This window comes from Flagellimonas sp. 2504JD4-2 (genome assembly GCF_053642935.1).
Window position 1 is genome coordinate 464,463 of record NZ_JBSIOV010000002.1, and the last position, 14,083, is coordinate 478,545.

Consider the following 14,083-nt stretch of genomic DNA (forward strand, 5'->3'; position numbering starts at 1 on the left):
ATTGAATGGCTATTGCGAGCAAGGAAATAGAAACCGACTATAAAAATCGAATCAATAGGGTTTTTGAATTTATTGATGAAAATCTGGACGCCGATCTGTCGTTGAGCACTGTTTCCGCGGTTGCTTTTTTCTCCCCCTATCATTTTCATCGGGTGTTCAAATTCATTACAGGGGAAACCTTAAATCAATATGTGACGCGCCGGAGAATTGAAAAATCTGCCTTGGATTTACGTCATAAATCCATCTCAACAACAGAAATAGCTCACAAAAATGGATTTAACGATCTTTCTTCGTTTACTCGGGCGTTCAAAAAGTACTATGGGGTAAGTCCGACAGGGTTCCTAAAACAAAACCCCAATAAGTTTAGCAAGATTCGTCAATTGGAAAGCAAGAATGGTCAAACCTACGCAGACCACGAAAAATACATTTGCATCATTACCAATCTTAAAAAATGGATAGCGATGAGTGCAACTATTGAAATCAAGGAAAGCCCAGAATTGAATGTAGCCGGCGTAACCCATATTGGACTAAACGGGGTTGAACACGCTTTTGAAAAATTGCTACGATGGGCGACCCCCCAAGATCTTTTAAAAAGTCCAGAAGCCAAACTGGGCAGGGTTTTTTATGACAGCGTCAAAGTTACGGCGCCGGACAAGGTGCGTATGAGCATATTTCTGAAAACCGACCAATCTTTCGAAACTGAAGGTGAAATCCATAGGTTGAACATAAACAGGGCCAAGTGCATTGTTGGCCGGTTTGAAATCACACCCAACGAATTCGAAAAATCTTGGACAGGTCTGTTTATTTGGATGAATGAAAATGGATACAAAAAGAGCGCAGAAAATCCTTTTGAAATTTATCACAATGACTATCGGGAACATCCTGAAAATAAATTTATAGTAGATCTGTACATTCCGATCGAATAATTTGAAGGTAAATCAACTACCGACTATCAAACAATAAAAAACAAAAGAAAACATGGCAAATTACATCGACGGATTTGTCCTTCCCATTCCTAAAGATCGTCTGGACCAATATAAGAATGTGGCCCAAACGGTTGCGGGGATTTGGAAAGAACATGGGGCCCTCGCCTATTTTGAATACGTAGGCGAGGATTTAAAATTGGAAGGAACACTTTCCTTTCCTGAATTGCTGGGGACAAAGGAAGACGAAGCCATCATATTTGGGTGGGTCGTTTTCGATTCACGTGAATCACGGGACCTGGCCAATAAAGGTGTTGCATCTGACCCAAGAATGGTAGATTTAATCGCTCCATTGACAGATGCTTCAAGGGTGATTTTTGATGCACAACGAATGGCTTATGGTGGATTTCAGTCACTGGTCTAAATAGGATTTCCCAATTAGCTCAATAATGTTAAATCTTAGAAAACCAATCAAACTTTAAAATAGATAGTATGATCATCCAAGTAATCAAACTTAAATCCAAACTCCCTGAAGAAGAACTATTAAAAAGAGCCAAAGAAAGAGAACCTCAGTTTAAAGCACTTCAAGGCCTCCTGCAGAAATACTACGTAAAACTCGATCAACCTGACCAATACGGGGGAATTTATATCTGGGATTCCAAAGAAGCGCTAAATGCGTACCGCACATCCCAACTGGCATCCAGTATTCCAGAGGCTTATGAAATTATGGAAGCTCCTAATATGGAAATCATGGATATTATGTTCCAATTAAGGGAATAAATCCGAAAGGCAGGCAAGTCTGGCTTTTTTAATTTCATATTAAACCTTTCTAAATCCCTATGCTTACTTTGCCCAAAAACCCTACTTTTGGGCAAAATTAGATGGATTGAAGACCGTTTCTTTTTTCATAATTGCGCTTTCTTTTTTTGTTTCGTTCGGGCAAGATGCGCCTCCTCCTTCGGAAGGTAGACAAATCAACATTGTATATGGTGCCAATTTCACCAAAAATGAGGAAAAGTATCCCGGAGCATCCATTTTCAGTAAGGATGATGAGCGCCAAGTACAATTTGAACACCAAGGAGCCGATTTATGGTGCGATATTGCCATTTTTTATTCCGCGGAAAACAAGTTAAGAGCAATTGGGAATATTCGTTTGCAACAAGGAGATTCCATTGAAATGAACAGTGGAAAAATTGATTACGATGGAAATACCAAATTGGCAAAAGCCTGGGAAAATGTTGATCTGACCGACGGTCAAATGACCCTGACCACTGACACTTTGTATTTTGATAGGGAAAACCAATTATCCTACTATCGCTCAGGCGGGAAGGTTGTGGATTCGGCCAATGTATTGACGAGCATCATCGGGAATTATTTTATGGAGCGAAAAAAAGTCCAGTTCCGCAAAAATGTGCATATCGATAATCCGGAGTACATCATAGATTCGGAACAGCTCGATTATTACCGGGTTTCCAAAAACGCTTACATGTATGGCCCTTCAACAATTGTTGGGGAAGATTATAAAATTTATTGTGAACGCGGATTTTATGATACTACTATCGAACAAGGTTACGGTGTAAAAAATACCAAGATCAACTACGACAATAAGATAATTGAAGGTGATAGTCTCTATTTTGACAAATTATCTTCGTTCGCTTCCGCAACCAACAATATCAAAATCACGGATACGATCAACAATGGGGTAATCAAAGCACATTATGCGGAGGTATTCAAGGACAAAGATTCGGTTTTTGCTACCAAAAGAGCGGTCACCATAAGCCTTGTACAACAAGATTCCCTATACATGCACGGTGATACCTTAATGGCAACGGGTAAACCCGAGGAAAGGATCATTAGAGCCTTTAGAAATGCCAAATTTTATAAGACCAACTTAAGCGGAAAATGTGATTCCATACATTATAGCGAAACCACTGGAGTGACACAATTGATTACTGATCCCATAATTTGGAACGTGGATAATCAAATTACGGGAGATAGTATCCATTTGATTTCTGAGAAGGAAACTGATAAGTTGGATTCCCTCAAGGTGCTCGAAAATGCGTTCATCATTTCATTTGACACCATTGGGAAACAGGGGTATAATCAGGCCAAGGGGAAGGATCTGTTTGGAAAGTTCATCGAAAATGAGTTGAAAATCATTGATTTGGTCAAAAACACCGAGGTGATTTATTACATGTACAACGATGATAATGAATTGATAGGGATTGATAAGACCATTTGCAGTAAGATAAGATTGGAAATGGCCGATAGCGATATCGAGGACATTACCTTTTTTGTCAATCCGGATGGTGATATCTTCCCGGACAAGGATTTACCTGTTGAAAGCCGAAAACTAAAAGGTTTTGTTTGGCGCGGTGATGAGCGCATTCTCACCAAGGACGACATATTTGATGAAGACGACAACAACATCGAATTGGTAAAGATCCGAGGAATTGATAATCCTGTCGATATTGATACCGAAGAACAGGAGCGACAGAAAAACAGTGGCAACCCAATTACCCAAGCTCCAAACTCCAAGGCTACAAAACCTGAGAAGACCGCAGTAAAAAAAGTCCAGCGTCCCTAATGCTTAAAAAGGATTTTCTAAAATATCAAGCCCAAACCACACCACATCCGCTGGGTTTGGAGGTTTCCCATGCCCAGGGAAGCTATATCTATGATATAAAAGGCAATGAACATCTCGATTTTGTTGCGGGTGTTTCTGCTTGTAGCTTAGGACATTGTCACCCCAAAGTGGTGCAGGCCATCAAAGAACAAGCGGAAAAGTACATGCATGTCATGGTCTATGGTGAATACGCCCAACAATCTGCCGTTTCCTATACCAAGCTCTTGGCTTTTCTGTTGCCCAAAAATTTGGAGACTACCTATTTGGTAAATTCTGGTACCGAAGCCATTGAGGGAGCTATCAAATTGGCTCGCAGATTTACTGGTCGGTCACAATTGATCGCTGCAAACAATGCCTATCATGGCAATACCATGGGGAGTTTGAGCCTTATGGGTTATGAAGAGCGCAAAAGTACTTTTAGGCCGTTAATACCAGACGTTGCCTTCATTGAGTTCAATCTGGAGTCCGATTTGAAAAAAATCACGGATAAAACAGCTGCTGTAATCCTTGAAACTATTCAAGGTGGAGCGGGTTTTATACTTCCGAAGGACGGATATCTTGAAAAAGTAAGAAAACGATGCGATGAAGTTGGTGCTGTGTTAATCTTGGACGAAATACAACCTGGATTCGGTCGAACAGGAAAACTCTTTGCCTTTGAACATTATAATTGCGTCCCAGACATTCTAGTCATTGGTAAAGGAATGGCTTCCGGTCTTCCTGTCGGAGCGTTCACCGCTTCAAAAAAAATGATGGACACGCTACAGGACCACCCTAAACTAGGCCATATAACAACATTTGGCGGGAATCCTGTAATTGCAGCTGCCAGTTTGGCCACTTTAACAGAAATCACTGAAAGTCAGATTATTGAGGAAACATTAACGAAAGAAAAGCTCTTTCGAAGCCTTTTGGTACATCCTTTGATTAAAGAAATAAGAGGTAAGGGATTAATGCTTGCCCTGCTATTTGAGAAAAAGGAAATTGTTGATTACGTAGTGTTGACAGCAGCCAAAAATGGACTGATTCTTTTCTGGTTGCTTTTTGAGCCAAAAGCGGTTCGAATATCTCCACCATTGACCATTTCAGAAGAAGAAATAGCGAAGGGATGCGCCCAAATTATCAGTGTTTTAGACGCATACAAGCCCGCCCCTGTTAACTAAATTGTTGATAACATACCCAAAATGACGGCTTATTGATGCCCGCAAACGGCTAATTTTAAGTCCATAGTTAAACCAAACACGTTCCTATGGCGTTAGATTCTAACGAAAATCCTGACAAGTCCATCAGCAAATTTGAGTCAATGCTCAAAACGGATGATGTCTATTTTTTTGATGCAGAGGACTTTGAGGAAATCATTCACCACTATCTTAATAACGGAAAGGTATCTTTGGGCAAAAAGGCCATTCAGATAGGTTTGGAACAACATCCCAATTCGCTGGAATTGAAGTTGTTACGAGTTGAAGTTTTGGTTTTTGAGGATAAATATGACGAAGCCGAAAGACTGTTGGATTCCCTGCAGACCATTGATTCCCATAATGAGGAAATTTATATTCAACGGGCTAATATCCAATCCAAACAAGATAACCACGCCGAAGCCATAAGCTTGCTTTTGGAAGCGTTGCATATGGCAGAGGACAGCTTTGATATTCATTCCCTATTGGGCATGGAATATCTTTTTATGGATGATTTTGAGCAGGCCAAACGCAGTTTTATGAAGTGTGTTGGATTTGATGAAAGTGACTATTCATCCCTGTACAATGTGATATATTGTTTTGAGTTTTTGGAAGATTACGATGGTGCCATCTACTACCTTAACGATTATTTGGAGCGCAATCCGTACTGTGAGGTAGCATGGCATCAATTGGGCAAAATGTACTATAGCATCGATATGTACGAAGAAGCCCTGACCGCATTCGATTTTGCCATCATTTCTGATGATTCGTTCATAGGTGCCTATTTTGAGAAAGGTAAGGTCTTGGAAAGGTTAGGCAAGTATAACGAGGCCATCGAAAACTATGAGACCACTATTTCCATTGAGGATCCGACATCCCATGCCTATCTGAGAATTGGTAGATGTCATGAAAAATTGGGCAATAATGATCTCGCGAAATATTATTATTACAATACAGTTCATGAAGATCCACTTTTGGATAAAGGCTGGTTGGCCATCACCGACTTCCACTACAAATTGAAAAATTATGAAAAGGCTTTGTACTATATCAACAAGGCCATAAATATTGATGGTGAAAACCCCATCTATTGGAAGCGAAGCGCTAAAATATATGCCGCCCTCAAAAATTTTGATGAGGCTGATTTTGCCTATAAACAAACTGTGGATTTGGGGAATTATGAGTTCGATACCTGGAAAAACTGGGCAGAGGTGCTTAAAAATACTGGGGATTACGGCTCATCCATCCAAGTATTGGTTCAAGGACTTGAGTTTTATCCGAAAAGTGCCGAACTTTTATTCAAGCTTGCTGGCATTTATCTAAAAAACAAAGAAGTGCTCAGTGCCAAGGAAAAATTGGCAGAAGCCATGCAGCACGATATTGATAAATTGCAGTTATTTGAAGACGAATTTCCGGAATTCAACAAAGTGCAATGGCTGCAAACGTTGGTTTCAGAAATCAAAAAGGCCTCAACCTAAACTCCAGATTTCACTACAAATTGCATGAAAGTACGCCAACTCACAGATTATGTGATCATAACGCTTAAAGGAATGGCAATGGGGGCAGCAGATGTTGTTCCCGGAGTATCAGGAGGCACTATCGCCTTCATATCAGGAATATATGAAGAGCTTATTACTTCCATCAACAACATTGATCTTTCACTCCTTAAAGTACTGCGAACGGAAGGAATAAAAGCTGCATGGACCAAGGTCAATGGCAATTTCCTTTTGGCTCTTTTCCTGGGGATATTCATCAGTGTACTCTCTTTGGCTAAATTTCTAAGCTGGCTGCTCGAAAACCAGCCCATTTTGTTATGGTCATTCTTCTTCGGTCTTGTATTGGCCAGTATAATTTTTGTGGGGAAGGAAATCAAAAAATGGACCCTTGGGACAATACTGATTTTCATAATCGGAGCTGCCGCCGCTTATTTTATTACGGAACTACCACCGAATGAAAATGTGGATAATTTACCCTATCTGTTCCTTTCTGGGGCCTTGGCCGTATGTGCCATGATTCTCCCGGGAATCTCTGGTGCCTTTATTTTGGTCCTTTTGGGATCTTATAAGACCATTTTGGACGCCGTACATGAGCGTGATATCAAAATTGTGGTTACCGTGGCCCTTGGGGCCGTTTTTGGACTTTTAAGCTTTGCCCGATTGCTAAAATGGATGTTCAAAAACTACAAGAATATCACCTTAGCTTTGCTAACGGGTTTTATTTTGGGTTCCCTGAACAAGATTTGGCCTTGGAAAAAGGTGTTGGAAACCAAGACTTTTGGTGATAAAACCGTTGTTATCGACGATATAAACGTTTGGCCCACAGCCTTTGAAGGTGACAATCAATTAATACTTGCCATAATCCTAGCATTGCTAGGTTTTTCGCTTATTTTTATCTTGGAAAAAATTGCTTCCAAAAAATAAGAGGACCCTATTTACAAATGCATCAGCCTAGAACATTTCTGGATAACTTTTTTTTGGTGATAAAAGGACTTTGTATGGGAGCGGCCAACAAGGTTCCTGGTGTCTCCGGAGGTATCGTTGCGTTTGTTGGTGGATTTTATGAGGAATTTATCTATTCCCTTCAAAAAATAAACTCCAAGGCGTTCAAACTCCTTTTCAACGGTAGATTCAAAAGCTTTTACCAGTATACAAACGGACGTTTTTTACTACTCCTCATTTTTGGGATGCTTGTAAGCTACTTCAGCGTTTCACGGGTATTGGACTATTTTCTGGCACAAAAGGAATTGTTTGTATGGGCATCTTTTTTCGGTATGATCTTGGGTTCCATTTATTATATCGCCAAAGATTTCCATCATTGGAACCAAAAGACCGTTCCAGCTGGTCTTATTGGGTTGATTATTGGTATTTCCATTAGTTTTTTAAGTCCGGCCACCCAGAACGACAATCTGCTATTTATCTTCTTTTGTGGGATTATCAGCGTTTCGGGAATGACATTACCAGGGCTCTCAGGTTCTTTTATCTTGATTCTTTTGGGCAATTATGTGTTATTGCTGGTAGACTCTGTTAATGCGCTTTACGATACGATTTCTGAGGTTTTCACAGGCAATTTTGAGTTTGTCAACAATGAAAAAAGAATGGAAACCCTAAAGATATTGGCGGTTTTCACCCTGGGTTCCGCGGCTGGATTGGTAACCTTTTCCCATTTATTGAGTTATGTGCTCAAACACTTTAAAGCGATTTCAACTGCTGTAATTTTAGGATTTATTACGGGTTCTTTAGGAGTGGTTTGGCCCTGGAAAAGAACCATTTTCAAACTGGATGGGATGGGTAATGCACTGGTTGATTCCAACGGAGATAAAATTGTGCTCAATTACGAGCGCTACTTTCCCAATTTAGGCATTGCTGAAACTTGGTGGGCGTTACTTTTTGTAATTCTAGGGATTTTGGTATTATTGGTTTTGGATTGGTATGGAAAAAACAGAAAAGAAAGAAAACAGGTACGGACTACTAGGTAGGTCAATTTCGTATTCTTTTTCCCAAGGTTATTTTACGGAAAAGTTCAAGAATCTGCATTTGGATGATCATAGCTACGAAAACTTTGACATCCCTGATATCACTGACTTGAATACCATCCTACAACAAGATAACCTTAAGGGATTTAATGTGACCATCCCCTACAAGGAGGACATAATACCATTTCTGACCAACATGGATGATACGGCCCAAGAAATAGGAGCCGTAAATACGATAAAAATCACCAAAGATGGCCTCATGGGTTTCAATACGGATGCTTATGGGTTCCAAAAGTCTTTGGAACCATTTTTAAAAGCCCATCATACCAGGGCCTTGATTTTGGGTACTGGAGGAGCATCAAAAGCCATTCGATTTGTACTTACAAAGCTTGGGATAACACCCATATTTGTTTCAAGAACCAAAAAGGAGGGGCAACTTACCTACGAAGAACTTGATGAATCGATGATGACGGCGCATACAGTGATTGTAAACTGCACTCCACTGGGAACCTATCCAAATATCATGGAAAAACCGGCTATCCCCTATCATCTTCTAAATGATAGACATCTTTTGTTCGATTTAATCTATAATCCGGAAAAAACGGCTTTTTTAAAGGAGGGTGAAGCTAGAAACACAGCGATTTGCAACGGCTTGGACATGCTCAAATTTCAAGCTGAAAAAGCGTGGGAAATTTGGAACAATTCCTAAAAACACCGCCATTTGTACGCCCATCTATTTGACCCACACATAACAAAACTCCTCCAAAAGAAGAATTAATACCTTTGGTAATGGGTAATATAGTTGTTAACTTGGCTATAATTACATCAATCATAGGTAAAGAAACTACTGATGCAGGAAAAGGAGCAAAAACTTCAGGAAACTGAAGGTGGTACTGAGCAAATAACGGATAATGTAAAAACAACAGCGAAAGAAAACCCCATTTCTGAACCAATAACATCCGCAGAGCCAGTAATAGAACATACGGAGGGCGAAAGCCATGATCCGGAGGTTTCCAAAGAGACCGAGGACAAAGCTACCGTGGATGAAGCGGAACAGGCCGAAGACCATATTGAGGAAATAGAGGAATCAAATGCTGAGGATGCGGAAGACGTGGACAATGAAAAGAGACACCATATTCCAATGTTGGATTACCACGCCATGTCAATGGAAAATCTCGTGGGAGAATTACAGCGTTTGGTAAAGAATGAGAAAATTCAGGCCATACACAAGCATGTCAGTGCTATTAAGTACGAATTTGATCAGAAATTCCAAGAATTCATTGAGCACAAAAAAGAGGAGTTTGTGTCCAATGGTGGAAACGAAATAGATTTCCGTTACAACTCAGTTGCAAAGCGGCAGTTTAATGAGGTGTACTCCGAGTATCGCGAAAAACGTGATCAGTACTATAAGCAGCTCGAACAAAATCTCAAAAACAATCTCCAAAAACGACTGGAAATCATTGAACAGCTTAAGGGGCTTGTCAACGTAGAGGAGGATATCAATACCACATATAAAAACTTCAAAGAGCTTCAGGAAAACTGGCGCAACGCTGGTCCTATTCCAAGAAAAAACTACAATGATGTATGGCGTACCTACCATCATCATATGGAAATCTTTTACGATTTTCTTCACCTGAACAGGGAACTTCGTGATCTTGATTTCAAACACAACCTTGAAGAAAAATTGAAATTGGTGGAACGTGCTGAAGCACTAGCCGATGAACCCGACATCAATAAAGCCTTTAGGGAGCTTCAGATGTTGCACAAGATTTGGAAAGAAGACATTGGTCCCGTTGCCAAAGAACAGCGCGAGGAAGTTTGGGAACGGTTCAGCAACGCCACCAAGGCCATGCATTCCCGAAGACAGGCCCATTATCAAGAACTGGAAAAAGATTTTGAAAAAAACCTTGAAAAGAAGCAGGAAATCATTGCCTCAATAACTACTATTGCGGAAAACGTTTCAAATAACCATAGGGCCCTTCAACAGCAAATAAGAGAAATTGAAGCACTGCGAGAGTCCTTTTTCAAAGCTGGAAAAGTACCCCAAAAGGTGAATGAACAAACTTGGAGTGCCTTCAAAGAAGCGGTTCGGAATTTCAACAGAAACAAAAATGCTTTCTACAAAAACCAGAAAAAAGACCAACTCGAAAACTTGGAAAAGAAAAAAGCATTGTTGGGTCTGGCAATCTCGTTAAAAGACAGCGAAGATTGGGAAATGGCTACCCCGGAAATGAAGCGTATCCAAAGTGAATGGAAAAAAATAGGACATGTCCCGCGCAAATATTCCGATAAAATTTGGAATGAATTCAAAGGGGCTTGCAACCACTACTTTGACCGTTTACATGCAGAGAAAAACGAATCCCAAAAAGAGGAATACGAAAACTTCGAAAAGAAGAGCGCCTGTCTGGACCGTTTAAAGGCTTTTCAGTTAAGTGGGGACCAAGAAAAAGACCTTGAAACCCTGAAGCAGTTTTTGGCAGAATGGAAACAATACGGACGGATTCCCTATCGAAAAAAGCATATCAACGGTAAATTCAACAAAATAGTTGATGCGCTGCTCAAAAAACTCGGAGTAAGCAGGCAAGAGTCAGAACTGTTGAAATACGGCGACAAAATGCAGCAACTTGCGAAATCAGACGATGACCACGCCATAAACAATGAACGAGCCTTTATCCGCAAAAAGATAGATGAAAGCAAGTCGGAAATACGACAACTTGAGAACAATCTCCAGTTTTTCTCCAACGCCTCTGAAGACAATCCTCTGGTAAAGGAGGTGGTACAGAATATTGAAAGTCACAAGGATTCCCTGGAAACCTGGAAAGCTAAGCTTAAAAAGCTCAATATCCTGAAAAACACCCGAAATAAAGAGGAGGAGGCCAGCAGCAGCGAGGAGGAATAGATTCATTTCGCTGAAAGATGCTTTCCTACCGCTGGCTTTGGTCCAAAATCAATATTGCTCCAGTAAATAGTTGATCAGGTCGGTTGTAGTGACAATTCCTGTTAATTTTCCATCGTCCACGACGGGTAACGCATGAAATTCTTTTTCCGATAGAAATTGGGCAACTTCCTTGATCGTTGTCTTTGAAGTAACACTAATTACATCCCTTGCCATGACTTGGGATATTGTGAACATATTGTATACCATGGTATCCACGCTTTCTTCGGTTTCGTCCACCGCATCCGCAAAGCTAATTCGCAATAAATCAGTTAAGCTCAACATCCCTACAATGGCATGTCCAGAAACAATGGGAATATGCCGAATCTGATACTTTTTAAAATACTTTTCAGCTGTAGTTAAGTCATCATTGATGGTCAGCGTGACCAAATCGATGGTCATAATCTCGGAAACAGGTACATTCTTTTTCATTTTGGACAGCTTTAATATCTACCCATGAAATTACCCTAGTTCCCCGGACTAAAGTATGACAATTATCAGGATTACTTTGCCACGTTCACCGATCGCGTTTCCCGGATTACGGTAACCCTTACCTGGCCAGGATATGTCATATCCGTTTGAATTTTCTGTGAAATCTCAAATGAAAGCTCGGCGGCCTTGTCGTCATTTACTTTCTCGCTTTCAACGATTACACGTAATTCCCTACCGGCCTGAATTGCGTATGCCTTTTGTACCCCATTGAAACCAAAAGCAATATCCTCCAAATCTTTGAGCCTTTGAATGTAAGAATCCAACACTTGCCTACGAGCGCCAGGACGTGCTCCGCTTATCGCATCACATACCTGAACAATCGGTGAGATCAAGGTATTCATCTCTATTTCATCGTGGTGGGCTCCAATGGCATTGCACACTTCTTTCTTTTCCCCATATTTCTGCGCCCATTGCATTCCCAAAATAGCGTGTGGTGTTTCTACCTCAACTTCGGCCATAGGCACTTTACCAATATCGTGCAAAAGTCCGGCACGTTTGGCCAGTTTAGGGTTTAAACCAAGTTCAGCAGCCATTACACCGCATAGTTTGGCTACTTCTCTGGAGTGCTGAAGTAAGTTTTGTCCGTATGAAGAGCGATATTTCATTCGACCCACTGCCTTGATCAATTCCGGGTGAAGCCCATGAATACCCAAATCGATAACCGTTCTTTTTCCGATTTCAGCTATCTCCTCATTTATTTGTTTCTCTGTCTTCTTTACAATTTCCTCAATTCGCGCTGGATGAATTCTTCCATCGGTCACCAAACGGTGCAGTGAAAGTCGGGCAACTTCCCTTCGTACCGAATCAAAACAAGACAGAATGATTGCTTCCGGGGTATCATCAACAATAATCTCAACTCCCGTGGCCGACTCTAGAGCGCGTATATTACGTCCTTCACGACCAATGATACGTCCTTTTACGTCATCAGATTCCAAATTGAACACGGACACGCAGTTTTCTACAGCCTCTTCCGTTCCAATACGTTGAATGGTGTTGATGACTATTTTGCGCGCTTCTTGCTGTGCGGTAAGTTTGGCTTCTTCCAAAGTGTTTTGAAGATAGGCCATTGCATCTGTTTTGGCGGTTTCCTTAAGGGATTCCAACAATTGGGTTTTAGCATCCTCAGCCGAAAGACCTGAAATCACTTCCAGTTGCTGTACTTGACTTTTGTGTAATTTATCCGCCTCTGCCTGTTTCTTATCAAGGATCTCACTTTTATAGGACACTTCCTTGATTCTGGACTCCAATTGCTCGTTCAGCTTCTTATTCTTGGAAAGCTCATTGCTGACTTGCGACTCTTTGTCCCTAGTACGCTTTTCCGCTTCGGCAATCTTTTTATCCTTATTTATGATGACCTTTTCATGCTCGGCCTTGAGTTCCAAGAACTTCTCCTTGGCTTGGAATATTTTATCTTTTTTAATGTTTTCACCTTCTTTCTTTGCTTCTTTTATGATGCCCGTTGCTTCTCTCTTGGCATTGGAAATGGTCTTTGTTGCCTTCCCCTTCTCTAACATTTTGGCAATAACAAAACCTATCACCAACCCTACAACGGCAGCTACGACAATTATCATAGTGTTATCCATATTCATTGTGTTTGGTTATAAAAAAAGCCCACATTGGGCGAAGTTTTGTACAAACTCCTAATTACAGGTTTAGGGCTAACAAGCTGCTCAAGGATCCCTATACAGGTAGGGCCTGCTTTTACAACCTAAACTCACCCTTTTTAATTATAATAGTGTTGAGTTTGTCAAAATTTATTACCAATGTGGGCAGTAACAATATTGTATTTAAAAGAACTTATTCTCCAAGTTTGGAATGCACCAAATCGTTCAATGCCCTAAGGCGCTCAATTGCAGCTTGTGCATTTTCGGAACGGTCTATTCCTCCTTGTTCAATCTTAGAGGCAAATTGCAGCGCGCACATGGCAAGAACATCTTGCTTATCCCTCACTGCATAATTCTGCTCAAATTTTTTAGCCAAATTTTCTATATTCTTGGCTGCTTTTCTCAATCCTTCCTCTTGCTTGGGGTCTATGGTCAATGGATAAACCCTATCGGCAATGGAAAGCTTTATTTTGAGCTTTTCCTCCATATTTGGTTACAAGCTAATCTGCAAGTTTTGCGATGCAAACATCAAGTTCGCGAATCAATGTATTTATCTTGAGCTTAGCTTCTGTTTTATTCGTATTACTACCCAGCATCGTGTTTGCCATTTTAAGGGAGTTATATTTTTCCTCCCATTCTGTTACGGCGTTCTGCTGTAATTGGTTTTCCTCTTTTGCAAGGTTCAATTCTTCTTTCAACTTAGCATTGGCCTTGTGCAACAATTCAAGCTTGTGCAACAATTTGCTTACTTTATTTTCTAAAGAATCAACAATCTCAACCAGTTCGCCCATATGCAAACATCAAATGCGTATCACACAAAGTTAACCAACCTTGCTGTACCTCGCAATACTTTTTGGATTTATTC

14 protein-coding genes and 1 other RNA gene are annotated in these 14,083 nt (G+C 40.6%); 10 read left to right on the forward strand and 5 right to left on the reverse strand.

Going from position 1 to position 14,083, the window contains the following annotated elements:
• Positions 1-5: 5 nt before the first annotated feature.
• From ACULLH_RS08735 to ACULLH_RS08780, 10 genes are all read left to right on the forward strand, one after another.
• Positions 6-926, forward strand: a complete 921-nt coding sequence (locus ACULLH_RS08735) for an AraC family transcriptional regulator (RefSeq protein WP_454088360.1) — start codon at positions 6-8, stop codon at positions 924-926.
• A 52-nt stretch (positions 927-978) separates the two neighbouring features.
• A complete protein-coding gene (locus ACULLH_RS08740) occupies positions 979-1,347 on the forward strand; it encodes a DUF1428 domain-containing protein (protein WP_454088361.1) in 369 nt (122 codons plus the stop codon).
• 68 nt (positions 1,348-1,415) lie between these two features.
• The gene (locus ACULLH_RS08745) at positions 1,416-1,703 is read left to right on the forward strand and encodes a YdhR family protein (RefSeq protein WP_454088362.1); all 288 of its coding nucleotides are present in this window, start codon (positions 1,416-1,418) and stop codon (positions 1,701-1,703) included.
• 127 nt (positions 1,704-1,830) lie between these two features.
• Positions 1,831-3,510 (forward strand): OstA-like protein, encoded by a 1,680-nt coding sequence (locus ACULLH_RS08750; RefSeq protein WP_454088829.1) that lies wholly within the window; start codon positions 1,831-1,833, stop codon positions 3,508-3,510.
• Positions 3,510-4,706 (forward strand): aspartate aminotransferase family protein, encoded by a 1,197-nt coding sequence (locus ACULLH_RS08755; protein ID WP_454088363.1) that lies wholly within the window; start codon positions 3,510-3,512, stop codon positions 4,704-4,706. The genes ACULLH_RS08750 and ACULLH_RS08755 overlap by 1 nt, the downstream gene beginning before the upstream one ends.
• Positions 4,707-4,792: 86 nt before the next feature.
• Positions 4,793-6,193: a tetratricopeptide repeat protein gene (locus tag ACULLH_RS08760; RefSeq protein WP_454088364.1), complete on the forward strand. Its 1,401-nt coding sequence runs from the start codon at positions 4,793-4,795 to the stop codon at positions 6,191-6,193.
• Positions 6,194-6,217: 24 nt separating this feature from the next.
• The gene (locus ACULLH_RS08765; protein ID WP_454088365.1) at positions 6,218-7,135 is read left to right on the forward strand and encodes a DUF368 domain-containing protein; all 918 of its coding nucleotides are present in this window, start codon (positions 6,218-6,220) and stop codon (positions 7,133-7,135) included.
• Between the two features lie 17 nt (positions 7,136-7,152).
• Complete coding sequence (locus ACULLH_RS08770) at positions 7,153-8,190, forward strand: DUF368 domain-containing protein (RefSeq protein ID WP_454088366.1); 1,038 nt, start codon at positions 7,153-7,155, stop codon at positions 8,188-8,190.
• Entirely contained in the window at positions 8,144-8,896 is a 753-nt protein-coding gene (locus ACULLH_RS08775) for a shikimate dehydrogenase family protein (protein ID WP_454088367.1), read from the forward strand. The genes ACULLH_RS08770 and ACULLH_RS08775 overlap by 47 nt, the downstream gene beginning before the upstream one ends.
• 141 nt (positions 8,897-9,037) lie before the next feature.
• Positions 9,038-11,086, forward strand: coding sequence for a DUF349 domain-containing protein (locus ACULLH_RS08780; protein ID WP_454088368.1), 2,049 nt, complete (start codon positions 9,038-9,040; stop codon positions 11,084-11,086).
• 48 nt (positions 11,087-11,134) lie between these two features.
• Here the strand turns inward: ACULLH_RS08780 and ACULLH_RS08785 are convergent, their stop codons facing one another.
• The 5 genes from ACULLH_RS08785 to ACULLH_RS08805 all read right to left on the reverse strand — a co-directional run bounded on the left by ACULLH_RS08785 (position 11,135) and on the right by ACULLH_RS08805 (position 14,009).
• Entirely contained in the window at positions 11,135-11,554 is a 420-nt protein-coding gene (locus ACULLH_RS08785) for a CBS domain-containing protein (RefSeq protein WP_454088369.1), read from the reverse strand.
• Between the two features lie 71 nt (positions 11,555-11,625).
• On the reverse strand, positions 11,626-13,197 hold the full coding sequence (rny, locus tag ACULLH_RS08790) for a ribonuclease Y (protein ID WP_454088370.1): 1,572 nt from the start codon (positions 13,195-13,197) through the stop codon (positions 11,626-11,628).
• A gap of 51 nt (positions 13,198-13,248) precedes the next feature.
• Positions 13,249-13,358, reverse strand: a non-coding RNA gene (gene ssrS, locus ACULLH_RS08795) — 6S RNA.
• Positions 13,359-13,411: 53 nt separating this feature from the next.
• Positions 13,412-13,705: a cell division protein ZapA gene (locus tag ACULLH_RS08800; RefSeq protein WP_454088371.1), complete on the reverse strand. Its 294-nt coding sequence runs from the start codon at positions 13,703-13,705 to the stop codon at positions 13,412-13,414.
• 13 nt (positions 13,706-13,718) lie between these two features.
• Positions 13,719-14,009 (reverse strand): hypothetical protein, encoded by a 291-nt coding sequence (locus ACULLH_RS08805; RefSeq protein WP_454088372.1) that lies wholly within the window; start codon positions 14,007-14,009, stop codon positions 13,719-13,721.
• Between the last annotated feature and the right edge of the window lie 74 nt (positions 14,010-14,083).